The organism is Armatimonadia bacterium, assembly GCA_039679385.1.
In the GTDB taxonomy this organism is placed as follows: Bacteria; Armatimonadota; Zipacnadia; order Zipacnadales; family JABUFB01; genus JAJFTQ01.
The window spans coordinates 1-26,123 of sequence record JBDKVB010000078.1; the positions used below are offsets into that span (position 1 = coordinate 1).

The 26,123-nt window shown below is 65.7% G+C and carries 14 protein-coding genes; 11 read left to right on the forward strand and 3 right to left on the reverse strand.

All coding sequences use genetic code 11. The annotated features are described in order from the left end of the window. Positions 1 to 21: 21 nt before the first annotated feature. The 10 genes from ABFE16_09635 (at position 22) to ABFE16_09680 (ending at position 19,932) form a co-directional block, all read left to right on the forward strand. Positions 22 to 8,649 carry a translocation/assembly module TamB domain-containing protein gene (locus ABFE16_09635; protein MEN6345560.1) on the forward strand — a complete coding sequence of 2,876 codons (8,628 nt, stop codon included), beginning with the start codon at positions 22 to 24 and terminating at the stop codon, positions 8,647 to 8,649. 202 nt (positions 8,650 to 8,851) lie between these two features. After that, positions 8,852 to 9,412 (forward strand): sigma-70 family RNA polymerase sigma factor, encoded by a 561-nt coding sequence (locus ABFE16_09640; protein MEN6345561.1) that lies wholly within the window; start codon positions 8,852 to 8,854, stop codon positions 9,410 to 9,412. 177 nt (positions 9,413 to 9,589) lie between these two features. Beyond that, positions 9,590 to 11,473: a BamA/TamA family outer membrane protein gene (locus tag ABFE16_09645; GenBank protein MEN6345562.1), complete on the forward strand. Its 1,884-nt coding sequence runs from the start codon at positions 9,590 to 9,592 to the stop codon at positions 11,471 to 11,473. A gap of 177 nt (positions 11,474 to 11,650) precedes the next feature. Next, positions 11,651 to 12,388 carry a hypothetical protein gene (locus ABFE16_09650; protein MEN6345563.1) on the forward strand — a complete coding sequence of 246 codons (738 nt, stop codon included), beginning with the start codon at positions 11,651 to 11,653 and terminating at the stop codon, positions 12,386 to 12,388. A gap of 185 nt (positions 12,389 to 12,573) precedes the next feature. Further along, a complete protein-coding gene (locus tag ABFE16_09655; GenBank protein ID MEN6345564.1) occupies positions 12,574 to 14,112 on the forward strand; it encodes a long-chain fatty acid--CoA ligase in 1,539 nt (512 codons plus the stop codon). A gap of 64 nt (positions 14,113 to 14,176) precedes the next feature. Beyond that, on the forward strand, positions 14,177 to 15,529 hold the full coding sequence (locus tag ABFE16_09660) for a pitrilysin family protein (protein ID MEN6345565.1): 1,353 nt from the start codon (positions 14,177 to 14,179) through the stop codon (positions 15,527 to 15,529). After that, positions 15,526 to 16,860, forward strand: a complete 1,335-nt coding sequence (locus tag ABFE16_09665) for a pitrilysin family protein (protein MEN6345566.1) — start codon at positions 15,526 to 15,528, stop codon at positions 16,858 to 16,860. The genes ABFE16_09660 and ABFE16_09665 overlap by 4 nt, the downstream gene beginning before the upstream one ends. Before the next feature lie 62 nt (positions 16,861 to 16,922). After that, on the forward strand, positions 16,923 to 17,378 hold the full coding sequence (locus ABFE16_09670; GenBank protein MEN6345567.1) for a dTDP-4-dehydrorhamnose 3,5-epimerase family protein: 456 nt from the start codon (positions 16,923 to 16,925) through the stop codon (positions 17,376 to 17,378). A 31-nt stretch (positions 17,379 to 17,409) separates the two neighbouring features. Continuing rightward, entirely contained in the window at positions 17,410 to 18,252 is an 843-nt protein-coding gene (locus tag ABFE16_09675) for a TIM barrel protein (protein ID MEN6345568.1), read from the forward strand. 111 nt (positions 18,253 to 18,363) lie between these two features. Then, complete coding sequence (locus ABFE16_09680; GenBank protein MEN6345569.1) at positions 18,364 to 19,932, forward strand: PDZ domain-containing protein; 1,569 nt, start codon at positions 18,364 to 18,366, stop codon at positions 19,930 to 19,932. Between the two features lie 98 nt (positions 19,933 to 20,030). On the opposite strand, the gene ABFE16_09685 is transcribed toward ABFE16_09680, so the two are convergent. Both ABFE16_09685 and ABFE16_09690 read right to left on the reverse strand, forming a co-directional pair. Next, the gene (locus tag ABFE16_09685; GenBank protein ID MEN6345570.1) at positions 20,031 to 20,786 is read right to left on the reverse strand and encodes an SDR family oxidoreductase; all 756 of its coding nucleotides are present in this window, start codon (positions 20,784 to 20,786) and stop codon (positions 20,031 to 20,033) included. A gap of 55 nt (positions 20,787 to 20,841) precedes the next feature. Beyond that, positions 20,842 to 23,445 carry a heparinase II/III family protein gene (locus ABFE16_09690; protein MEN6345571.1) on the reverse strand — a complete coding sequence of 868 codons (2,604 nt, stop codon included), beginning with the start codon at positions 23,443 to 23,445 and terminating at the stop codon, positions 20,842 to 20,844. A 163-nt stretch (positions 23,446 to 23,608) separates the two neighbouring features. Between ABFE16_09690 and ABFE16_09695 the strand changes: the two genes are divergently transcribed. Then, positions 23,609 to 25,345, forward strand: coding sequence for a metallophosphoesterase (locus ABFE16_09695; protein ID MEN6345572.1), 1,737 nt, complete (start codon positions 23,609 to 23,611; stop codon positions 25,343 to 25,345). 5 nt (positions 25,346 to 25,350) lie between these two features. Here the strand turns inward: ABFE16_09695 and ABFE16_09700 are convergent. Then, positions 25,351 to 26,123, reverse strand: a 773-nt coding sequence (locus ABFE16_09700; protein ID MEN6345573.1) for a hypothetical protein, incomplete at its 5' end; no start/stop codon positions are given.

Here is a 26,123-nt window from a genome sequence, read left to right on the forward strand (position 1 = left end):
GCCTCGGCGCAGCGCGCTGACGTGACCTACGACCTCGCCGGGCTGCTGTCGAGTACCACTCCGAGACAGGCCGCTCTGAAGCGCTGCGACCTCCTGGAGCCCTATGCCGACCTGGTGCGCGACGCGGACGGCCACTGGACCCTCGCGGGGACGCCGCCTCGCGCCATCACCGAAGGACAGCAGAGTCGCGCGGGGACGGCCGCCGACTTCACTGCGCAAGTGCTGGTGAAGGGCGGGTCGCTGCATGTGGTTGACTACGCCCTTCCGGGAGCAACCACGGAGGTCTCCGTGGCGCAGACAGAGGCAGACCTGGACTTCGCCAAGTTCTGGGCTGCTCGCCAGGGACGCTACCAACCCGCCGTGGGCCGTGTCACCGGCCAGCTCAGGGCTCAGCGAGCCGAGGAGACGCTTGCGGGGAGCTTTGACTGGTCTCTGGACCAGGAGCTTCGTTGCAGTGAGGTGAGCCTTACCCAGGCTGGGCGACCTTTGCCCGTCCTGACCCTCGACAAGGGGAGAGTCGGCTACGCGCCGGCGGCCCTGGAGGAGAGGGGAGATGTGGCCGCGGCGCTGGACGAGGTATCACTGGGCAGTGTGTGGGTGCAGGCTCGGCGACTGGCAGACCGAAGCCTGGAGTTGCCGGCCCTTCTCTCCGCCTACCTGCCTCGGGGCGAGGCCCAGTCACCGCGCCAACCTCGTTTCCTGGGCGGCCTGACCGCTCACCTCCATGCCGACGCGCTATCGGGAACCTACGAGGACCTCTCGCTTCAGCCTGAGCCCCTGCAGGTGGCCCTCTCCGGGACTTCCGGCGACGTGTACTGCGATCGCCTTGCGCTGCTCCATGAGGGCCGGGAAGCCGCCGCTCCCGGCGGCCTCAAGGGCGCTGTGAGTTTCACCAGGGGCAGCGAGTCCGGCGGCGGCTCCTTCGACGTGGACTTGAGCGGTCGTGCCGGTCTGTCCAGGGTTCTTGTCACGAGCAAGGGCGTTGCTGAGCCGGTCGTGAGTCTCGTCGAGGGCACCGCGAGCTTTGACCCCAGAGTTCTCCTCTCGGACAGCCCTGGCCTCGACGGGATCGGTGACGTCTACCTGAAGCAACCAGAGGCTACCATCTCCCTGGATGAGCAGGGACGCTGGGCCTTGCTCGGCGGCGTGCAAGGTGGCACCTCAGCGGAGACGGGCGACCACTGGGCCCTGGATCGCTTTGTCCACCGGCTGACCGTTGTCGATGGCGCCGTCACCTACCGTGATCCGCGACGCCTCGCAGACTACCCGCTGTTCGCCGACGTCCAGGCCGCTGCGGTGAACGGGGCGCTGGACTTCGCTGCCCTGTGGGAAGCGCGACGCACCGGGATCCCGCGAGACCCGGGGACCTTGAGCGCGTCGCTGCGGTTGGCCTCAGCGGACGCCCAAGTGACAGGCGCCCTGCGCACCGACCTTGCCACCGCCGCCAGGCTCACCTCCCTCGAGTGTCGTGCCGAGCAGCCGGCGCGCACCCTCCTCTCGTGCCCAGAAGCAACCATCGAGGCTCCGCTCTCCTCCTGGCTTCTCGGCAAAGGATCGTTAGGCGAGCTCAAGCGCGTGGAGGCCTGGGACCTGCAGGCGAACCTCCGGCGCGAGGAGAGCGGCAAACTGGAGTTGCTGCGGGTCCTGGGCAGGGGTGGAGGCGAGAGGCGACCTGGGACCACGGAAGCTGTCGGTGTGGGCGGCGCCCTGGTGCTGCATCAGGCGAACCTGCTCTACACCGACGAGGCGCTAGACGTGAAGGGCGGCGTGACGGTCGGCGGGTCCGGCCTTGATGGAGAGCTTGATCTTGCGACCCTGCAGGCCGCACTCAAGGGCGAGAAGGCAGGCCCCGCAGGGCATCTCACGGGGTTCCTGGTAGGGCACTACGGGGTCTTCCAGGGCGCGGGTTCCATCGACACGGACGTGACGGGGCACCTGCAGGTCGCGCAGCTTCGGGTTCGCAAGCCGGAGACTGACGAGACCGCTGTGAGTGCCGACCAGCTTCAGGCCGACTACGATCTAGGGGCGATGGTGCGGGATCGTGACCTCACCTCGCCTCTGGCCTCGGTGTCTGCCGACGGCCTCCGTGCGCACGTGGTCAGGTCGCCGGACGGCACCCTCGAGTTGGCGCAGGGCCTGCGTCTCACCTCCGCGGCCGAGCAAAAGGGTCCTGCCACTCGGTACACGAAGCTGCGCCTCACGCGGTCATCCCTTCAGTACACCGACTACTCGCGGGGGCGCCGGACGCCCCTTCAGGCGCAGGCAGGGAATCTGGATGGCGCCTGGGACCTGGCAGCCTGGAGCGCCATGCAGCAAGACGGCCAAACCCGTGACTGTGGGTTCCTCAAGGGCGATCTGCAGGTCGCGGGGGAGAGCTTCAAGGCGGCTGCCCGGGTGTCGTCAGACCTCTCGCGCTCGGCGACGGTCGAGGACCTCAGCTTCGCCTCCTCCGGCGACTCCAGCACCGAGAGCGAGCACCTGCGGTCAGCCCGTCTTCAGTTGGCCTACGATCTGGGGCCGGTGCTGCAGGGCCAGGATTGGCCGCAGCACCTGCGTCAGGTGACCTGCGACCATCTTGAGGGGCAGCTTAGTCGCGACGCGGCGGGCAAGATTGGTGCCGTCAGTGCGGTGAGCAAGGACCTTGGCTTGCGTACGCGCTCGGGTGCTGAAGGGGTTGACCTGACCGGCCTGCGGGCGCGAGTCGTGGCCCGAGACAGCCGGCTAGTCTACCGCGACGAGGCCTTGCTGGACGTCGGGCCGCTGATCGCAAGCCTCCAGGATGCGAACCTTGACGTGGACCTCAGCACCGTCGGGGCAGCCGGCCAGACGCCGACTCAGCGTCCGCGTGGCAGCCTCAGTGCCCAGGTTCACCTGTCCACGCCGGGCCAGGAGGCTGAGGCCGACCTTCGGGGCGACTTGGAGGGCGAGATCGCTCTCCGTGGCCTGCGGGTGGTGCAGAGCGGGGTGCAGGAGCCTGTCCTGGCGGCTCGCAGCCTGTCGATGGAGACCGACCTGCAGTACCTGCTCGCCTCCTCACCACCAATCGTCTCCGTGGTGCGTGCGCTGACCGTGGACGGCCTGGGCGGCTCGATCAAGCGTGACAGCCGCGGTGTCATCGTCTCTCCCGAGTTCCTCTCCTTGCGGGTGCGACCAGCACCGGGCAAGCCTGCAACGCCGGTGCGTCTTGCGGGTGTGGTCAACACGAGGGTCACCGTCCGCAACAGCTCACTATCGCTTGAGGATGACGCGCTCCTCGGCGAGGAAGGCCCGATTCGTTTCTCGCTGCAGCAGGTCGACGGGCAAGTCCAAGCTGTGGGGCGTGTCGGCGGGCCCATCGAGACCTGGCTCAAGCCGGAGGGCAAGCTATCCGGCGTCCTGACCAGCGAGACCGGACAGGCTCGGCTGCGCACCAGCTTCGAGACCGACCTGGCGAGCAACCTGTGGTTGCACGGCCTTGAGAGCCTGGCACCGGATGGACAGCGGCTGGCGCAGGCCGACGAGGTCCATCTCGACTTCTCTTTCGACGCCTCCTCGGCCGGGCAGTCCTTCGCGAGACGCCTTCGAGCGGCGAAGCTGGACGGCGTGCAGATCGCCCTGGCGAGTTCACCTCACGGCTACCTCAGCGTCGGCGGCTTCCCCCTGCGGGCCGTCAAGATGCAAGGTCCTTCCGGCACTTCCTTCGGTGAGGTCAGCGCGGTCACCGGAAGTGTGCAGACGGACAAGCTGGGTATCCTCCGCGGCTCGCTGCAGGTCCGTGGTAACGGCGGCGTGGTTGCGGATGCCCTGGCCCAGGGGAGCTACGACCCGGTCGACGGTTGGCTCGACCTCAAGGCGACGGCGCGGGAAGCTGACCTCGGGCTCCTGGGCGGCCTGGTCCTCCCCGCGAGCGAGGGTACGGTCACCGCCCGAGCAGACCACGTGACGGCCTCTGCCTACGGACGTCCCGGCACAGGTGACGAGCAGTTTACCTGGGCGATTCGCTGCGACGCCCGTGATGGACAGGCCCGTCTCCCGGGGCTGACGGACGAGACGGTTCACTTCAGCGGACCTCTCAGGGCCGGTGCGGAGGGTGTCAGCTCGGAGAAGCTGCAAGTGGCCTGGGGTGGCGTGACCGGAACGGCCGCCGGAGGCGTCCTCGACCTCTCCGATCCAGTTCTCTCGCTCAGCCTTGACCTGGAGGCCGCGCAGGGCTCGGACCTGGTCAACCTGCTCCCGCCGAAGGAGCGAAGTCGCTGGCACTCGATTAAGCTCATGGACGGTGCCAGGCTGCACACCTCGCTGTGTGGCTCGATACGGAACGCGAATGCCGAGTTCCGACTCCAGGCCTCGGGTGAGAACCTCGTCCACGCTGGCGAGCTTGGCGTCGTCAAGGTCACTGACCTCGACGTCGTCGGTTCCGTGCTGGGCTTCGCCGAGCCGAGTATCCGCGCCGAAGTGACAGCCCGACAGCCGGGTATCCAGGAGACGACCGCCGCTGAGGCGGCCCTGCCGTCCTCATCAGCAGCCTCGGCACAGACACGCCTCAGCCTCGTGACCGGCGCGGACCTGGAGGGCGTCGGGATGGTGGAAGTGCCCGAAGCCGACCTGCTGGGCGTCCCGATCAAGGACTTCGCCGCCCAGCTTGCCCTTTCCCAGGACAAGGTGCAGGTTGTCAACGCGGCAGGTCAGATCGCTCATGGGAAGCTCACGGCTCGTGGCGAGGCACCCTTCGGATCGCCCGAGGGCTTCCGAGTACAGGGCCTTGCCCGTCTGGAGGGCGCCAAACTGGACACGCTCCAGACCGGCGGGCTGCTCCCGGCCTCACTTACTCTTGGGGGCGAGGTCTCCGCGACTTTCACCGGCACCTATGGGGACAAGACCGAAGGTTACGGGGTCGAGGTCAACGTGAAATCGCCGGTGGTGAAGGGCCAGTCCTTCGACAGCGCCCGTCTGATTGCCACCGGGAAGGGGCGCGCGGCTCAGATCGCCCTTCTGCAACTCAGTGACGGACCCGGACAGGTGTGTGTCCGCGGTTCTCTGCAGTGGCCTGAGAAGTCCCGGCCGTCGGAGCAAGCCTCCTCACCTGACGGTGGACCTGTCGCGCACCTCGAGTTGGCCGCGGCGGAGTTCGACCTGAGCAAGCTACCCTTAGGGACCTCTGTCGAGCCCGTAGCGGGTCGGCTCTACGCCGGCGGAAGTCTTCAGGGCTCGCTGGGTGATCCCGACGTCAAGCTGTCCCTCCAGGCCTTCGACCTGGCCTACGAGGACCGGCATGCTGATGCCCTGACGGGCCGCCTCGACCGGCGAGGAGGCACGCTGTCGGTACCACGGCTGCTGCTCTCCTCGGGACAGGCCGTGCTGGGCCTCACCGACGGCCGGGTCGACGGCTTCTCACTGCGATCCGGTAAGGAGCCCCAGCGGCTGGCACCCGACGGGCGGATCCGCAGCGCCCTTGTGCGCGCCTTCGGACCGGCGGAGGGCTTTGCGCCGCTGATCAGCCCGGGCCTTAGCACCGACGGCTGGTTCTCCCTGACCGGTGCGGCAAGCGGCTCCTTGCGCCGTCCAGTCCTGACCAGCATGCTTCACGCCGACACCTGGCGCGTGGGCGACTTCCTCCTCGACGAGGCGAATCTGCCCTTCACCCTCTCCGGCGACACCTTGCTGCTGACAGAAGGCTCCGCTCGCGGGTATGGAGGCGCTCTGACCCTGACCGGGCGTGTCGATGACGTCTACTCCCGCGGGGTCTACACCCTTGCCGGCAGTATGACCGGGGTCTCGCTGGAGGACCTGCCGGATGTCGAAGACCTCGGTCAGGACATCGCGGGCGTCGTGTCCCTGCCACAGATCACGGTCTGGGGCTCTCGTGACAGCAAGCCGCGCAGTGCGGTGACCTTCCGGGTCGACGGTGGACGTGTCGGCAGTGAAGATCTGCAGCCCATTTCCGGCCGCGCACAGTTCCTTGACGATGTGCTCCGCGTGGACGCGACCAAGATCCGTCGCGCCGACACTACAACCCCGGAGATGGGCCTACCGGGCGTGCCCGGCTATGTGACTGTCGAGGCCTCCTACGACATCCGGTCTCGCTTTCTCGATGCGGTTCTCCGTGTGGCGGGCGAGGAGCGGGTCCGGCGTGGAACCGAGCCCACAGCACGAGAGTTGACCGCGCTCCCTGAGCTCGGATGGCTGCTACGTTTCTCGGCTCCCGTTGTGGGTGCCGTCGAGAAACGCATGTCTCGGCGCGCCCTTGGGATTGGCCCGGGGAGCACGCCGGGGGCTTCCGAGCCTCCAGGTCTGCCGGTCTCGGAGCGTCTCCGACGTCTCGGTCTTCGTACCGAGGGACGACTGCTGGGTCGTGTGCACCTGGCGGGTCCACTGACGGCGCTCCACTGCCAGGCCGGCGTGACTTTGTGGGATGCCCGCCTTGACGGCAGAGCATTGCCGGAGGAGATGCGCGTCCGGCTCGGGGCCGACCTCGCTGCCCGCCGCCTCTACGATCTTGAGGCCGAGGCTCAGGACGGCCGTCAGTACCTGACGGTCACCGGCGATCTTGACCTGCCCGCCGCCGAGGGGCAGGCAACACCCGACGCCTCCCCACGAAGGGTGAACGTGTCCGTCGAAGGAGCCGACATCGACCTTCCGATGTGGCGTGAGTGGCTACCGACACCTTTGCCGATTAGCGGCACGGCGACCTTCACTCTGGTCGCCGCCGGGAGCACTGAGTCGCCGACCGTCAAGGGAAGCCTCGACGTGATGAGGCCTTCCTACGCCGGCGCGCGTTTTGACGTCCTCAACGTTCCCCTCATCGAGCTCTCCGAGGGCGCGCTTCGGGTGACCCGTGCTCGCCTCCTGCGCTCGGAGGAGGTGCAGGCAGCGGGCCAGACCGAGCGCACACGGATCGCCCGCGAGGTGTCCATGTCGGGCTCCCTTCCGTGGACCTGGCACAAACCGTGGATTCCGCCGGATGGTCCGGTCAGCTACCAGGCCGAATTGGCAGACCTCGACCTGGGCTTCTTCCCGCCCATCCTCGACGAGATCGCCCGGAGCCAGTCAAGCGGGCCACGATCCGCACAACCAACCGTGTGGTCGCAACTCCAGGCTCGGGGCAACGTGAAGGCCCGGCTCAACGTCACCGGGATCTGGTCGGCGCCCGCGGTGAACGGCCGCCTGGAGATCGCTGACGGGTATCTGCGGGCCCCCGGTTGGCAGCGCGCGATCGATGGTACGCAGGTCGCGATAGCCCTGGAGCGCACCGGTGGCCACAACCGCGCGACCGTCGAGAAGGCGCAGGCTCAGTGGGGCACGGTCAAGCTCGCCCTGCACGACGGATCCGCCGTAATCGACCACTTCGGCGCGGACGAGTTGGCCGACAATGAGTTCCATGGCGAGCTCGTTCTGAGCAATGACCAGATCACCGACGTCTATGGATTGTCTGTCGGTGCGGTCGCCGGCTCCGTCGGCTTCAACACCCGACCTCGCCAGGCGGGGGAGACAGGCCCGAGGATCCACGATCTTGTCTTCCATGACCTGACCACGCAGATGGGTGCAGGGCACGTGAAGCTGACTGGAACCGGCAAGCTCACCAACCTGTTGTTAGGTAAGCTGGATACGAATGAGTTCGATCTGGGCCTCGTGAGCGACAACGCCGACCTGCGCTACGGTCGGCAGATGCGGGGCAAGCTCAACGGGGCGATCCGCCTCCACCGTCTCGATAGCCCCCCGGAGGGTGGCGGGCCGGAGAAGCAGGCTCATCTCGACGGGACCATGGCCCTCTCGCAGGCCGACCTCGCGCTGGCGCCGCCGAAGATGGCCGAGGCTCCGCGGTACCTTGGCCTGTCGAGCCGCCTCCCGGCGCCCGTGATGAACGTTGCACTGAATGTGGGGGCCTCCGTCTTGCTGCGGGGGATGGGTGTCACGGTCCCCCTGGCGACCGGACCGGCAGCGAAGATCACCGGCACTCCGCAGCTTCCGCGAATCATCGGCAGCCTGCGGGCCCCGGAAGGGGCGATCCGTGTTCCCGCCGGCATGATACAGGTCAAGACGGCGAGCATCACCTACGCCCTGACGCCGGTGCCGAAGGCCCTTCAGCAGGACAGAATGCCCCTGGAGCTGACCGGCGACGTCAACATCCAGGGCCAACGCTTGATCACCAACGCCGAGGTGCCGGGCTGGGGTGATACACCGCTGCTGGCGCACATCGCAGTCGAGGGCAAGCTCCCGAGCGACCTCCGGGTGCGTGTCTGGTCCGAGCCGCCTTTGGGCGAAGAGCAGATCATCGCTATGCTGGGTGCGGAACCCCTGGGCGGCCTGGTCGGTCAGACGGAGGGTGGCGACACTGCCGTTTCCCAAGAGGCGCTCAACCTCCTCACCGCCGGGTTCCGTGCGACCATTTTCGAGCCCATCGAAAGTGAACTGATGCGCGTCCTGGGGCTGTCGGAGTTCGACATCCGCTTCGGGTTCGATCAGGAACTTGAGTTCCGCCTCGGCAAGTACGTGGTGAAGGACCTCCTGGCCTCCTATCAGCACCACGTGGGCGCTGCCGGAGACGACCGCTATCAGTTCAGCCTGGCGTACCGCTTGAAAAACCGCGTGCATGTGGCGTACACTACCAATGAACGGAACGAGAGCCGTATCAAGTTGACGTATGACCTGATGGGTCGGGGCAGTCCCTAGGTGCTCCGACCCTTCGGTGACCCACAAAGACGCACAGGGCGCAACCGTGGCGAAGGGCGATTGTCAAAGGTACACAGCGTCGGCGGCATCCGATGCGGAGGGAGCCTGTGAGGAACGGGATCCCGACATGACACGGTGCCCGGATGTTGTCACCCCCCGCCGCGGATACGACTCGGCTACCCGCCCGGGGTGGGCTCCCCACGTGGAAAGCAACACCGACCTCCGCGACTTCTCCAAGATCGTGGAGGGGTACTACCAGCGCATCTACAACGTTATCTACCGCATGATCGAGGACCGCGAGGAGGCCGAGGACCTCACGCAGGATACCTTCGTGAATGCGCATCGTGCCTTCGACAGCTTCCGGCACGAGAGCCAGATCTACACCTGGTTGTACCGGATCGCCGTGAACCTCACCAAAAACCGCCTCGATCGTCGGCGTCGCCGCAGGGGAGTTGAGGGACCGTCGCTGGATGCACCGGTCGAGGTGGACGAGGACGAGATGACCCGGCAGGTCGAGGACTGGCGTCACGCGCCGGGACGTGCGGCCGAGAACACCGAACTCGAACGAGTCTTGGCCTGTGAAGTGACCGGCCTCCGCGCCGAATACAAGGAAGTCGTGATCCTGCGCGACTATGAGGACCTCTCCTACGAGGAGATTGCCCAAGTGGTAGGCTGCAGCGTCCAGGCGGTGAAGTCTCGCCTCTTCCGCGCACGCAGTGTCTTGCGCCGAGCACTCACCGACTACCTTGACGAGGATCTGTAGGTCGCAGCGGCCAACGCCGCCGTCTGCAGAGACCGCAAACCCCACGCAGGTGTCGGTCGCGATGATGGGGAATTGCCCTACGATTGCGTTCTGAACCAGAGCTCCAGACCGTCCATATCTTCGTAGCACATCATCGCCGCCACGCTGGAGCCAGTTCCCAGGAGATTGAGCGTGTCCATGAGGACAATGCGTCTGCTGTATGCACCCTTGCTTACTGCCCTTGTCGGACTCCTAATGCTGGGAGGACTCGCGCAGGCTCAGACTGCGGCGCCCCTGATTTCCGAGGTTAGGGTCGACGGCGCGGGCTATGTGTCCGCCGACTTCGTCCGCGATGTGGTGAAGGGAATCCTCGCCGTCGGGATGACGCTCACGCCCGAGAAGATCGCGGCTGCGGAGAAAGAGATCGCCAAGCAGGGCTACTACGATAAGGTCACCATCTCGCAGCGAGTGACGCCGACCGGGGTACAGGTCATCATCACCGTGGTCGAGAAGAAGCGCATCGAGAAGATCCTCTTCGTCGGCAACACTGTGATGTCCGACGAGAAGCTGCTGGGCATCATCAAGTCTCAGCCCGGCGGCCTCGTCGATAACCGGCTCGCTGAGCGCGACGCCGCGCGCATCCAGGAGACCTACACCAAGGCAGGCTACTTCGCGCAGGTCAGCCGAGCCGAGGTGGACAACTTCGGCGTGCTCACCTTCGTGATTGAAGAGGCGCGTGTCGAGGCCGTCAAGATCAGCGGCCTCAAGCGCACGAAGGAGCATGTCGTCAAGCGGCAGATCAACCTGAAGCCGGGTGAGCTGTTCCAGGACAGGCGCGTAACCGAGAACATCCATCGCATCTACGACTTGGGCATCTTCAAGAACGTGACCTCTGACGTCCTGCAGGGCCAGGTAGACCCGGTCCGCGGCGTCATCATTGAGTTCAAGATCGAGGAGGGCCGGACCGGTCAGGCGCAGTTGGCCCTGGCCTACAGCAACCTCGACAACCTCGTCATGATGGTCTCCTGGCAGGAGAACAACTTCCGCGGAGAGGCCGAGAAGGCCAGCGTGAGTTGCGAGCTCTTCGGGCGCACCAGCTATGATGTCAGCTACGTCGAGCCTTACTGGGACGAGAAAGGCACCTCGCTGGAACTGAGCATCTTCGACACGGAACGGCGCAGGCAGTTTGTCGGTGGCGCGGCGGTGAGCACCGCCAACGACAAGTTCGACGAGCGTCGAGAGGGCGGGAGTATCCGGCTCTCGAGACCGCTCGATGAGGAAGGGCGCAACCGCGTCTCGCTCCGCTTCCGCAGCGAGAAGGTGTCCAGCTCCTACTTCCAGGGCACGCGGACCCTCGCTCCTGTCTCTACGACGGGCGTTGACACCCAGTCCACCAACTACACCGACTACGCGGACGTACCGGTGGACAACCCGGACCTACTGCCCGACACCCCCGAGCCGGGCGACATCAACGGACCACTCGTTGTCGCTGCCCCGCTGCATCCGGGCGGACGCCTGAGCAGTCTGACCTTCGGCTACACCAACGACCTCCGGGATTCGCGCAGCAACACCACCCGTGGGGCCTACAGCTCCTTCTCGGCCGAGGTTGCCGGGTCGTTCTTCGGCGGCGAGACCTCCTTCCGGAAAGTGCAGGGCGAGCACCGGCGATACTACACCGTGCGCGAGAAGGACGTTCTGGCTTTGCGTGTCATGGGCGGCATCAGCATCGGTGACCTCCCGCTCTTCGAGTCCTACAGCGTCGGTGGCGCGAACACCCTCCGTGGCTACGAGGAGGACCGGTTCCGCGGCAAGCGTATGCTCCTGGGAACGGTCGAGTACCGCCATCCTCTATCTGCCAGCCTCAGCATCGTGGGCTTCGTCGACGCAGGCGATGCCTTCGGTGGACGCTTCGATACGCCGGTCCCCGGCTTCACGGTGACCGCCGAGGATGAGGGCTTCAGCTCTCACGTTGGCGCCGGCGTCGGGATGCGGGTCGACACGCCGCTTGGTCCGCTACGCCTCGACTTCGGCTGGGGCGATGAGGGGAGCCAGGCTCACTTCAGCTTCGGCCAGACCTTCTAGCCTGAGGCCCCGCCATCGGGTGCCCCCAAGGATAGGTACGCGAGGCGGCCTTAGTGGTCGCCTCGCGGCGGTTCTTGCGGTCCATGAGCGGCCCACCAATTGCAGGATCGTGACCGCGAGGCGTCTCTCTCCTGTCTCCCCGAGGATCGCAGGACGCCTTGCGCTTCGAGCTTCGCTATGAGAACACGCTACCGCCGACTGATCTGTGCGCTTCCGATGGTGCTCGCGCTCCTTGTGCTGGCTGCTGCGACGCTGCAGCGCCTTGGCCCGCACTGGTGGCCTGAGCGCCGACCTCCTGCCGCGGGCGCGTCCTACGAGGAGTGGGCGAGGAGAGAGTTTCTCCGTTGCCATCCGGGGGACAAGCCCCGCAACTGGGAGGTCGCTCGCGCAGCGGAGCGTCTCTACAAGGCGAAACCCATGGGCAAGTTCGTCCTCGGCTTGCGGAAGGGCTACTGGGGGAACGACTGCTCTGATTTCGTGGCCTGCGCGATTGACGACGGCCTTGGCGTCAGGGCCCGTTTCCGGCGCGGGTCCGACCAGCACCTCCTGGGCGAAGACCGTAGGCTATGGGAGGAGAGCGACTGGACCCCGGGCATGGCAGTTCAGCCCGGCGACGTCGTCAGTGTTCGACATTCCCCCTGGTATGCCCCCACCGATGCCTCCTGCTCCCACGTCGGGATCGTCGGGACCGACGGCATGGTCTATGACTTCGTCAAGCTGCGTCGCTGGTCGGACGCGCGCTACGGCCGCAGTGACTTCGACTGGTTCGTGCGCCACAACCCGTCCCCAGGGCAGGTGGTGATCCGCAGACTCAACGCGGCCTATCGCTACCGTGTCGATCCCCTTCCTCAGCCTCGTCCCTTGCAGGTGAAGCGACCAGGCAGCGTCGGATCCCATGACCCCACCGAAGGCTGAGAACCAGTCGGCAGGAGCTTCCTCTGCCACGCCAACGTTGACGCCCTCCTTTAGGTTGGTGTATCCTGAGACCGACACTGCGGCGCGTCGCTTTGCAGACTGGGCGCCGGCAGTATGCTGGCCCCTTGGGTCGGCTTGTTGCCTCTTGTTGAGGCCTACCGAAGCGGGCCGGAGGCCAGCGTCCAATGGGCGTCGCCGTCTCTCATAGCTTAACTGAGTGCCTTGGCGCGACCGTATCGCGCTACCCCGATCGACCGGCACTGACAATCGATGACAGGACCTTCACATACGCCCAACTCGCAGGAGCCGTGGGTGCTCTCGCTGCAGCCTTGGCCGAAGGGGGTGTCGGCCCGGACCAGCGCGTGGCGATCCTGTTCCCTAACAGTCCCCAGTTCGTCATCTCCTACTTCGCCGTCTTGCAGACAGGGGCTACCGTCGTACCCTTGCACTGCCTGCAGGGCCCCGAGGAGCTCGCGCACGCCGTCAACGACAGCGGGGCCGAGACTCTGGTGGCCCTTAATGCGCTTGCGCCCGTGGTGGAGGCGGTTCGTCTACGCGCTCCCGGTCTCAAGCGCGTGATCATCAGCGGCGAATCCAAGCTGGAGGGCGTCGAGAGCTGGGAGTCGCTCCTGCGGCCGCGAATGGGCCCGGCTCCCGTCGTGCCGCGCACCGAAGATGACCTCGCTGTCCTGATCTACACCTCTGGGACGACGGGCCGTCCGAAGGGTGCGATGCTCAGCCACGGGAATCTGCTCGCGAATGCCCGCAGCTGCAAGCAGGTGCTCGAGATCAATCATAACGATGTGTTCTGCGGGGTTCTGCCGCTATTCCACGCCTTTGGCGCCACCATATGCATGATTCTGCCGGTGATGTGCGGCGCACAGAGCGTGCTGGTCCCCAAATTCTCCCCTCTGACCGTCCTTGAGACGGTGGTCGCCTACAAAGCCACGGTCCTTGCCGGCGTCCCCTCGATGTTTGCCGTCATGGCGCAGGTCAGGACCGAACGCAACTTCGACCTCAGCGGGCTCCGCGCGTGCGCCTCCGGTGGTGCAGCGCTGCCAAACGAAGTGCTCTATGCCTTCGATGAGCGGTACGGCACCCACATCGTCGAGGGCTACGGGCCGACGGAGGCTTCGCCGGTTGTCAGCGTGAACCCGCCCAGAGGGCTGCGCAAGGTCGGCACTGTCGGACCAGCCCTGCCACAGGTGTCGATACGCATCTGCGACGAGGACATGAACTGGGTGCCGGCAGGGACTGAGGGCGAGATCTGCGTACAGGGCCCCAACGTCATGCAGGGCTACTGGCACAATCCCACGGCGACCGCCGAGACGATCCGCAACGGTTGGCTGCTGACGGGCGACATCGGCATGCTCGACGAGGACGGGTACCTCAGCATCTGCGACCGGAAAAAAGACATGATCATCGTGGGGGGCATGAACGTCTATCCACGAGAGGTGGAAGACGTCCTCTTCCGTCTGCCCGCAGTGGCGGAAGCTGCGGTCATCGGCGTGCCCAGCCGTCTGCGCGGTGAGGATGTGAAGGCCTTCATCTCGCTACGTGAGGGCGCTTCACTGGAGGCGCAGACCGTCATCGACTTCTGCAAGAACCACCTCGCCAACTACAAGGTCCCGCGGACCGTGGAGTTCCGAGAGGCGTTGCCGCTTTCCGGAACCGGGAAGGTGCTGAAGCGGCTTCTCCGGGAGGAACATCAAGCCTGCCGGTAAGTCGAGGCTGCTGGTTCCCTCCATCTTCGTCTGCGAGCCCCAACCGACAGGAGACATGGGACCTGTGCGCATTCTCCCTCCCTTGCTGGTAGTCGCCTTAGCCGTCGTCATCGGATGCTGCGCTGAAGCGGCCCCGATCATGGACGGCAGCCACGTCAGCGAGATGACGCTCGACAACGGGCTGCGGGTGATTGTCAAACACGAGCCCTACTGGGGCCTGGTCACCTTCGGCTTCTGCGTGAAGGCCTCCCCGCTCTACGAGTCCGACTCTCAGCGTGGACTCTCCGACCTGGTCCGCTACATGATGTTTGATGTGGCGCCGGCAGGTTCCGAGCGATTCGAGGACTATGTCGAGGACCTCGGCGGGTCCTTCGATAGCTACACCTCTCCCGATGCCACCCAGATCCGCTGCACGACTTCGGCGTTCTCCTTCCCCGAGGTGCTACCCCGGCTCGTGAAGGCAACCCTAGAGCCGCGCTTCGATGAAGGACTCTGGGCCCAGAAGCTTCAGGAGCTCCGTCGCCGTCTGCTTGACGCCCAGACGCAGCCGATGACGCGCATGTACAGCCTCCTGTGGGAGACCGCCTTCCGACAGCACCCCTATGGACGCCCGATCGCAGGGACGGCCGACGGGATCGCGGCCTACACCTCCCAGAGCCTCGCCGACTTCCACAAGGCTCTCTACGTCCCCAACAACATGTCGCTGATCGTCGTGGGCGATGTCACGCCGCAAGCGGTCTTCGACCTCGCAAAGGCCAACCTAACGAGCTATCCCTCGCGCTCGCTGAAGCTGCCCGTGGTTGTACCCGAGCCGACGCAGACCGAGCCCCGCACGCGCCTGGAGAAGGCCCCGGTGCGTGGCACCCTTGTGACTTACGCCTGGCGAGCGGTCGACGTGCGCAACAAGCGCGATGTGTGCACTCTCGACGTCCTCTACACGCTCCTGGGCGAGGGAGAGAACTCGCGACTGACGAAGGCCCTGCTCGAGCGCGAACAGGTCTCCGCGGTGCCCGAGGTCGAGTTCATCACGAAGCGCGATCAGGGGCTGTTCGTCGTCACCTGCATCTCCAAGACCGAGGCAGAGTTCGAGACCCGCGAGACCGTCCTGTCTGAGGTCGCCAAGCTCCGCGACACCCCGGTGAGCGCTGAGGAACTGGCGAAGGCCAAAGCGGTGCTGAAGGCAGGCTACGCCTTCGACAGCCAGAGCTACTCCTCGCAGTTCGGCTCTATGGCCTTCTACGAAGCCATCGACAGCTACCGCTTCGCCATGGACTACGCGGCGGAGGTGGACCGAGTCACTGTTGAGGACGTCCAGCGCGTAGCCAAGACCTGTCTGGACCCGGAGAAGTACAACCTGGTCATCATCCGGCCTCGGTCCGGTGGGGAAACATCGAAGGAGGCTCGCCTGATCCCGTGAAGCGCGCCCTTGTGGTATTGCTGGTTCTTGCACTCACCGAGGCCGTCGGGCTTGTGCCTGGCGCCTCAGCCGCAGCGCTCCCAAATGGCATGACCCTTGTGCCGGTGGAGTGCCGCGGCAGCAGCATCTGTGGGATTCACTTGGCGCTGAAGATCGGGCCGGAGCGCGTCCCTGCCTCCAAGGCGGGACTACGGGCTCTCACCCAGCAGGTCCTCCTGGGCCGTCTGCGCGACGAAATGGGCAAGCGCGGCGACCTGCTGGACCTCCGCCTCGAAGGCGGCCAGGGAGCCGCCTTCAGCGTCCAGACGGAGTGGGACTACGTCGAGTTCCGCGCTTCGGTGACGGATACCAACCTCGACAAGATGCTCAAGTTCCTCGCCCAATCCGTCTTTGAGGCGGACTGGGGCGAAGATGACATCGTCCGCGCGAAGGACCTCATGGACCGTGACCGCAGCAGCGAAGGCGGCACGGACACGCCTGCCTCCTCGGCCTTCTCGCTGTTCCGCAAGGCCATCCTCGGAGACACCCCGCTGTCCCAGCCGGTCTATGGCACCAGCGAATCCCGTGCGAAGATCACCCTGGCGGACGTGAAGGCCTTCTACAAGAGCTACTATGTGCCGAACCTCTCGTCGCTGTGCGTGGTCGCTCCCCTGACCCCAAAGCAGATCACCGACCTGGCCACGAAGTCCTTCGGCAGCTACAAGCCGCGAGACGTTTCGCGTCTTGCCGAGGTGACGCCGGGCCCGAAGGAGTCTCGGGTCGAGATTGGCGCCAGCCCCGACCTCGACACTGCGGTCATCATCGTCGGTATCCCGGTTGGTGCACCCGGCACGGACGCCTTCCTGATGGGCGAGATCGTCCACGCAGCGCTCACCGGGCCAAAGGGCTCACTGACTGCTGACCCGTCGCTCCTGACCGTCTTCAGCCTCCCTGAGCGACTGGGCAACGCCGTCCCCGGCGTCGTCGGTGTGCTACCGCTGGCCTATGAGCGGCAGCCCTATCTTGCCGCCTTTGCACGAGCGGCGCCCACCTCCGTCGAGGCGGTTCGCGCGGGCATTCTCAAGCACTTCCAGGAACTCGCAACGAAGCCGCTGTCGCCCGAGGCGCTGAAGCGGGCCAAGACGCGAGCCATCAATCTGCACGCCTCGCCCCTGGAGGATGCCGTGACTGCCGCCTCTGTGATCAACCGAGCGTCGCTTTACGGCCTTGACTACACGAAGCAGTCGGACTACGCGACCAGGATCTCAGCAGTGACCGCGGAGGCCTTGCAGCAGTTCGCCAAGACCAGCTTCACCCGCCATGCGGTCGGCGTCTTGATGCCCGGCGACTAGGAGACGTGCTCCTTGAGCGGTAGCCTGCAGTCGAAGCAAAGCTGTCTGTGCGAGGTACTGCCATGATTGAGGGCGTGCGCACCAAAGGCCTCAAACTCATCCCGGATGACCGCGGCTTCCTGATGGAGGTCCTGCGCGACGACGACGAGCTCTTCGACAAGTTCGGCCAGTGCTACATCTCGGCCACCTTCCCCGGCATAGTCAAGGCCTGGCATGCGCATCAGGTCCAGACCGACAACTTCTGCTGTGTGCAGGGCAACGTGAAGGTCGGCCTGTATGATGGACGCGAGGGCTCACCGACCTACGGCCAGACGCAGGCCATCGTCGTCGGCGAGCTCAACCGCACCTTGATCCAGATCCCGCCCGGCGTCTGGCACGGCTGGGTCTGCCTCGGCACCGAGACGGCCCTCGTGTTGAACGTGCCGACCGAGCACTACCGCTACACTGAACCCGATGAACTGCGGCGCCCCTGGGACGACCCCGAGATCCCCTTCGTATGGCAGGTCAAGGGCGGCTAGACGACCGCAGAGCGCATCAGGAGGTTTCACCATGGAATTCGTCATGTTCTCGAAGATGCTGCAGGAACACTCCATCGTCGACGCCGGCAAGATCATCAAGGACCTCGGCTTCGACGGCGTCGACCTCACCGTGCGTCCGGGCGGGCATGTGCTGCCGGAGAACGTCGAGAAGGACCTGGAGCCCGCTATCGACAGCCTGCGTGAGCTCGGACTCTCGGTGCCGATGCTCAGCACGGGCCTGGAGTCCGCCGACGATCCCGCCGCCGAGCCGACCTTCGAGGTCGCGGCCGCCTGCGGCGTCAAGGCCCTGAAGCTGGGGTACTGGAAGGTCACCACCTTCGGCACCCTGCGCCAGATGATTGCAGAAACCAAACAGAAGCTGGTGGGAATCAACGCGCTGGCGGAGAAGTATGGAGTGAGCGCCAACATCCATGTGCACTCGGGCGACTTCCTCAGCGCGCTGGCGCCGGTCGTCTACATGCTCATTGAGCAGTTCGATCCAAGCTGCATCGGCGCCTACGCTGACCTGTGCCACATGGGACTGGAGGGTGCGCGCTCAGGCTGGAAGCTCGGGCTCGATCTGCTGGGCGACCGGATCAACCTGGTGAGCGTCAAGAACGCCGGTCTCTACCAGGAACAGGACGCAGCCGGTAACTACCGCTGGCGGGGCAAGCTGGTGCCGGTCTGGCAGGGCATCACACCGCTGCCCGAGGCCTTCACCTATCTGAAGCAGTTGGGTTTCGACGGAACGGTCAGCTTCCACAGCGAGTACCAGGGCAGCTTTAGCTGGAAGGACCTGACCACTCCGGAGCTCATCGAGCAGACGCGTGAGGACCTGCAGTACGTGAAGGAGATGCTCAAAGGACTGGGATAGGCGAAGGGGTTTGCAGCCCCGACTGACAACAGGTTGCACTGCTCTGCACGGCGCCAACGGGGGATATCACGCAGCCGGCCACATGCGGGCCGGTCGCGGGAGGTGGGTGCGATGGGACGTGTCGGCATGGCAACGGTGGCTGTCTGTTTGCTGTGGATGTGCTGCTCAGGCCTCGCGATCGCACAGGGGACACAAGCGTCAGGCATCACCTTCCAGGCCTTGTCGGATGCTGAGCTCAGCGCCATTGAGCAGGGCCTAGGGCGGCGTGTCGGGGTTCGGGTCACCCTGGTGGCGACGGGGAGCCCGGCCGAGGCCGCCGATGTGAAGTGCGGCGATATCCTCCTCACGGTGAACGATCACGGCGTGGCGTCACCGACGGAGGCCGCCCAAGCTCTCACGGGCCAGGCAGGCCGCGTGAAGCTGGTCGTGGCGCGGGCCAGCGGCGCGAATGAGCTATCGACAAAGACTCTCTGGCTGGAGATCGGTGCAGGAGCTGCTGCGCCGGTCTCCGGCGGTGTTACCCCCGCCACTTCACCTAACCTCTTGCAGGCTCTCGGTCTCACAGTTCAGCAGCTAGACGCGGATGACCTGGCCTCGATCGCGGCAGCCACCGGCAAGCGGGCCGGTGTGTTTGTGGTAGCTGTTGCGCCGGGCTCGCGGGCGGCGGCTGCCGGGATCCGAGACGACGACATCCTCTTTGACGTTGGCGGGCAGACCATCGACGGTGTGCCGAGCCTCGTGCAGGCCCTGTCCGTCGCTCCGGCGCGAGCGAGCTGCCAGGTCTGGCGTGCGGCTGCCAACGGTGGGTTCCAGACGGTGCCGGCGTCGCTGGACCTCCAGGGCCTTGCGACCGGCCAGGCAACCTCGACCGGTCCCGCTCCAACTCCGGTCGCGAGTACACTTGGGGCGGCCGCGTCAGCGGACCTGCAGAACAAGCTAAACGCTCTCGAGGCCGCCCGTCAGGCCGGCATCCTCACCAACGACGAGTACGCCCGCAAGAGGGCCGAGATCGAGGCCCAGATCCGGGCCCTCTCTCCGCAGCCGGATCCGGCAACCCAGCAGAAGCTCCAGGCGCTGGATGCCGCCCGGGCCGCCGGCGTGATCACCGAGGCGGAGTACGCCCAGAAGCGTGCCCAGCTTCTCGGCCAGGGCGCGGTCGCCACAGGTGTGCCGCCGGCGACTACCACGGGCACCACGCCACCGGTCGCGACCGTCCCGGCGACTTGGAAGACCGCCCAGTCCCCCGCCCTCGGCGGGTTCAGCATGAAGCACCCACCCGAGTGGACCGCGACGACCGCCACCTCTGGTCCGGCCTTGTCGCTGAGCAACGGGTCACGGACCGTGGAAGTGCTGCCGGCCCCCAACGTGACCTCTCTTCAGCAGGTGTACAACAACGTCCTCGGGCAGATGCGCGGGCAGACGGGGAACTACACGGAGTTGGCCAGTGGCAAAGGCCGGATCGCCGGTCAGGAGGCGCTGCTGTGCGACTTCACCGGCACTAACCCCGAGGGCAAGCCGGTCGTGACGCGCCTCGCCGGAGTCCTCAACGGCACTAACGCCTTCCTGATCATCATGGGCGCGCCCAGTACCGAGGTCGGCACGATTCGGCCTCTGTGGGACATGATGCTATCGACCTTCACCTTCGGCACTGCAACGGCAACGCCCCGCACCTGGTACTAGGCCGCCGACCTTCATGGGTAACACAAGGCGACAGGCCAACCCTCGGCCTGTCGCCTTCACGCATCTACTGCACGGTGCTTCCGGTCCTCCGGCGACGCCTACCAGGCCGAGTAACCGCCATCGATGACCAGGTCATGGCCGGTCGTGTAGCTGGCTGCCTCGGAAGCCAGGTACACCACAGCGCCGACCAACTCCTCAGGCTCTGCCATCCGTCCCATCGGGATGTAGGGCAGCCAGTTGCCGAAGTACTCCGAGAACTGCCGCGTCAGCTCGCTGAGTGTGTAGCCCGGGCTGATGCAGTTGACCCGTACCCCATGCTGAGCCCACTCCGCTGCCATGCTGTGGGTGAGCTGGATCACGCCCGCCTTCGACGAGTTGTAGCCCACCTGGCCTTGCGGCCGGTTCACGATGCTGCCCGACATTGAGGCAACGTTGATGATGGACCCCGAGCGCTGCTCGATCATGATGCGCCCGGCCGCCTGGCAGCACAGGAAGGTGCCCTTCAGGTTCAGGCCCACGACCTTGTCCCACTCCTCCTCGGTCATGTCCTCCGCCTTGTTCCAGATGCAGACGCCTGCACTGTTGACCAGCACGTCAAGTCGCCCGAAGTGAGCCCTGATCTGGTCGAAGGCGGCCGTCACTGCCGCCTTGCAGGTAACATCGCAAACGATCCCCAGCGTGCCTTTGCCCATCTCCTTCGCTGACTGCTGCACGCGGTCCTCGAGGATGTCGACGAGCGCAACCTGTGCGCCCATCTCCTGGAGAGCATCGGCGCAGGCGCGACCGATACCCCGAGCGCCGCCGGTGACTGCCGCGACTTTCCCGGTAAGGTCGAACTTCTCCCGAATACCCATTGTCAGTCCTCCTGGTCTCAGACGCCTTCCGGCGCATCTGCTGTGGGTTGCTTATCTACGGGCGGGCCGGTAGCAGGTCGGCTCCGGCGTACTTGACGTAGGTACCGTTGAGCGTGAAGACGCCTCCGGGCTGTCCCTTCGGATCGAGTTTCAGCAGACACAGCGAGGCGTCCGTAGTGATCGGCTGGGCGGCATTCCCGGTGGGCGCGACCGATAGCAAGTGGACCTGACCATCAGGAAGGTCCAGGCGCAGGCAGCCCTTGGCGCCACCGGCAACGGCCGTGACCTTGGGCGAGCCGGGCTTGTCCGAAGGGTACAGCACGTAGACATTCTGCACACGCCCGGCAGCCTTGTTGGTGAACAGCGCCGTCGGGACGGGTCGCCACGGTGAGTTGGCCCATCCCTGGACCGGCGCCTCAGTCAGGCCCTTGACCACCGACACGCCCAGGCCGTCACCGAAGCCCACGAGGCTCAGACGCCTGCCGCTCTCCTCGGCGGAGACTGTAGTCCCCGCCACGGCGGCCTCGGTTGCACTGAGGTGGAAGATCGTCTCGTACTCGTGTGGCTGATTGTCGGCGGGCTCGAAGGTGTCGATGACGATCCAGTAGGCGGGCTTCACGAACAGTATCTCTCGCCGATGGCTGACCTTGACTTCGTTCTTGTCGCCATAGCCGTCCTCGTAGGAGCCGGCCACGTAGTCGAACTCGCCGTTGCTCACCCACGGGTTATCGAGCGGCTTGAAGGGATAGGGGAGGACGAAGCTCGACCGCACGGTTCGACGAGACTGGTCCAGACCATCGACCAGCGCGGTGTTGTGGCCCCGCGTCGACAGCACGTAGCGGCGCCACCGGGACTTGTCGTACATGTAGGTGCCGCCCTCGACGAGCCACTCGCGGCCCTGGGCCTGCATCAGGATGTTCAACTTGTCCTCATGCTGGTGCCCGGAGCCGAAGGGGCCGGCGTCGAAGAGCATGTACTGAGCCTGGCTATCCCAGCCCGAGCGCAGGAGGTAGTGGCCGGTATAGGGGAAGGGATACGAGGTCGCCTCAGGCACCTGCCCGTCCTTGCCGCGCGTAGCTCCCCACTGGAAATCCTTGCGCTCCGGGAAGTAGGCGAAGGCCTTCTCAAGGTAGCTGGTGGGGTTCGCGTTGCCGGAATCGTTGAGACCCGGAACCATGCCGTTCGGCGCCATGGCGTAGAGCAGGTAGTTGTACATCTTCTTGATGCGTGCCTGGTAGTCGCTCGGAATCTCGGCCCGGCGGTCGTTAAGGATCGCCAGGTCCAGGATATCCGAGTAGTTCCGCAGGACCCACAGGTTGTAGCCGAGTGCGAGCTCGTTCTCAAGGCCGTCGGGGTAGACCTCATCATCCATCTGCCGATAGAGACGTTCAATCCCGATCCGTCGCCATTCGTCGGCTTCCTTGAACTCCGGCAGCAGCGTGGCGACAATGGTTACCGCCTTCGACTCAGCCGTCAGCCAGTTCCCACGCGACGGCCACTTCACCAGGTGTCGTGCATGCTCCGCGAGCGACTTGACGACCATACACAGCGCATCAGGTGTCCACGCGGGCGAATCGGCCGTGCGCCAGAGACCCTCTATCCAGGTGTCGCCGGCCCGGCAGGCCGTGTTCAGTGTCTCCCAGGCGTAGTGGTAAGGGCTGTTGCCGCTGCGCAGCATCAGAACCGGGCACTTGCGCACCCAGTCCGTCATCAGGTTGACAACCTCTTCCGCATAGCGCTCCTCCCCGGTTTGCTCGTAGGCCGATGCGAGGACCGGGAGGAAGAAGTGGCGGTTGAGGGCAGCGTTCCACTCGACGGTAGCCGCCTCGCCCTCATTGCGCTGGTTCGAGGCCCAGTCGATGTCCGGGCCGAGATCATACTTCTTGCGGTCGAAGCTGTAGATGCGCTTCAGGGACTCGTCCGCGGAGCCCGTGTTCGGGCGCTTCTCAGGCCGAGGTGCACGCTCCCACCAGGTCCGGAACCACTTCACGTTCCGGCGTGCCAGGAAGTAGTCACGAAAGGCTGCCTTGGCACGGGGCCAATCGCGGGCCTGTGCAGCGTCGCGGACCTTCTCCAGTCCCGGCCGCGAGAGGTCGAGGGCGTCGAAGAGGTCTTCGTCCGACATGCGTGGGCCTTGCGACGGACCGGTCAGCACGCGAACATCATCCAGGACGAACCTGTCCTCCGGGTTCGCCTTCACCTCAGGGTTCCAGGCCGCGTGCAGCACGAGGTTGTCGATCTTGTTCCACCCGATCGGCGAGCGCACGACACCGATCTCGTCGAAGGGCACCACGAAATGACGCCACCCGGTCCAGTCGTTGGGGAACTGAAGCAGGTAGTAGTCCGGGCCCTCCTTGCTCTTGTCCTCCGAGTTGATGACAAGCCACAGGGTCGAGCCGGTCGCCTTGGCGCTATGGAGCCAGAACTGCAGGCAGTTGCCCGAGCTCCAGTCGTGCGGGATCGCCGAGCAGGAGAGCATGACCTCCTCGGAGGGCGTCCAGCGGACCGCGCCGGTCCCCTCCTTCACGAGAGCCGTTTCCGGCTGCCCGCCACGCCAGGACCTGGCATCATCGCAGTTGCTGACGACGAGATCGGCACAGGCTGTGCCACAAAGCAGCGCAAGGGCTGCCGTGAGCATCGACGGCGTCTGCCACAACACGGGGCTACACCTCTTCCTTGTGAGCCGGGGGCACCGGCGGTGGTCCTATGACAGACCTGTTCGCCCCACCGAGACGGATTCCTCCGCTACCGGAAGGGGAGACGGCCACGCGGGAGGAAAGGCCCGACACCTTGCCTGTTTCATGGATTGGAGGACAACACCCATGCGCGCATATCTCCCGCTGCTTCTCGTCCTCGCCTGTGTAGTGAGTTGGGGAGGCACGATCTCCGGCCGTGTATTCCTGGATGCGAACGACGACGGCCTCTACCAGGCCACGGAGGAAGCCGTTGCCGGGGCCCTGGTTAGCGATGGCCTCACGATCGTCGTGAGCGGCGCCGACGGCCGCTATAGCCTCGAATCGCCGGAGGGTGAGCAGGTCGTCTTTGTCGTGAACCCTTCCGGTACGTGGTTCCCGCGAGGCTTCTCCAGGCTCGTGCAGGTCGGCCCGGCGGAAGCCGACTTCCCGCTGGTCAGGCAGGAGCAGAAAGTGCCCTTCTGCTTCGTGCAGGGCACCGACCTGCACATCCGGCCGGAGATTGCGGACAAGATGGCGCGTTACGTCGCCGCCGTCAATGCGTTGCCGCTGCCGGTCGCCTTTGTGGTCCACACCGGTGACCTGGTGGTCGACTCGACGATGGCCACGGTTGCTGCCGACGCTCGCGCCCTGTTCGCGAAGTACAAGGAGATGGTGGCCGGACTGAAGGCGCCGCTCATCAACCTCCCCGGCAACCACGAGCATGTCTCGGTCGGCCGGCCGGAGGTCTCGCCAGATAGCCCCGGCTGGGGCAAGGCAACCTACCGTGAGCTCTTCGGGCCAACCTACTTCGCCTTCAACTACGCTGGTGTGAGCTTCCTGGCCCTGGACGGCACGGACATCGTGAACGGTAAGGGCGTGTACGGGATCCCGGCGCAATGTCTGGCCTGGGTGAAGGCTTACCTCGACCGGCTCCCGATGGACGCTCGGCTGGTGCTCCTGATCCACGAGCCGATCACCTCGCTGCCGCAGCGGGCTGAGCTGGAGAAGATGCTGCAGGGCCGGAAGGTGATCGTGGGCCTGTGCGGGCACGGGCACGGCATCGCCTCTTGGCCCTTCGCAGGCACGACGGAGATCATGGGTGGGACGACCAGCTATGCCTGGCACGGCTCTGGCTATGGCCCGAACCCACTCGGATACCACGTGGTCAGGATTACCGACACCGGCTACGAGGACGCCTTTGGCGACTGGGCAACCCGGTACTCCATCGCAGTCCAGCAGCCGCAACGCACTTCCACCCTGACAGCAGGTGTCAGGGTCGAAGGGCAGATTCTGGACCCCGCTGAAGATGTGAAGTCGGTAGAGTTGAAGTGGGGGACGAGCCAGAGGACGATCACGAGCTTCGCCACACAGGGCCTTGCACGGACCTTCTCGGCGGACCTGGAGGCGGCGGCCCTGCCCGATGGCTTCCATGACCTGACCCTGACCGCCTACGGGAAGGGCGAGCCCGAGGTAGAGCGACAACCCTTCCTGGTCGTTACGGGGAAGACCGAGCCTTCGCCCCTCGACCAGCCGGTGAAGCTGCGACTGCGGCTGCGAAACGTCAACGCGGCGGACGTGGTGACGGTCAACGGCAAGGAGGTTGGAAAGGCCGATGCTGCGCAGAAGGGGCAGACCCTCTCGCTCCAGGTTGCGCCGGCAGACCTCAAGCGTCTGAACCTGGTGGAGGTCACGGCTGCGAAGGCGGCCGACGGAAGCTGGGACCAGTTCGAAGTGGACGGTGTCGAGATGCTCAGCGGCGGCAAGAGCACCTACGACTACAGGCGCGCCAAGTACTCGGCCCTGCAGGTGCGAACCACCGGGACGCAGCCCGGCAAGGGCTCCTGGTATCTGGACCTGCAGCGCCCGGATGACTACGCGCAGTAGCCTGGCTAGGGCTTGAGGAGACGCACCGACAGAAGCAGGGCCATCGCAGCGGCAAGGGTCGCGGCGGCAAGGCAAGTCTGCGCGATCCCGAGCACGGGCACCAGGACCGCACCGGCCAGGACCGCACCGAGTGAGGCCCCTGACAGATCGGCGGCGTAGAGCCAGGCTGCCGAGGATGCCGTTGCCCGCTCTGATGCCGACGCGATCCGCGAGGCGACAGCCAGCGGGAACTGCAGGCCGACGCTGAGCCCAACGAACGCCGTCAGGACGGGGAAGGCGCAGGTGGAGAGGAGATCGGCCGGCCAGCCTGCCTGGGGTGCGCCGGCCATCTGACGCAGCACAGGCGACATGGCCAGCGCCAGTGCTCCCAGTACCAACTGCGCTCCCACAAGGGCGGCTGCCCGGGGACGACCGCCTGTCAGTCGCTCCGCGAGCCCTCCGGCACACCAGGCTCCGACCGCCAGCCCCACCATGAAGGCCCCGGTGATGATCCCCACCTGATGGTAGACGTAGCCGTAGATCGCCTGGAAGGCAAAGAGCAGACCCAGCTCCAGCGCCATGCCGACAGCCCCGGTCGAGAACACCGATAGGGGAACGTAGAGAGCTCTACCACGTCGCGTCAGTCCCGCCAGCAGCAGCACTCCCAGCAGGACGCCTCCCGGCAGGTACAGCTTCGCCGGACGCAGGTCCGACAGCCGCAGGTACAGGGCCTCGAGATCCGGGTAGTACAGCCCGATCCACATCGCCTGATCGTAGAAGTACCCCACGGGCTCGAAGT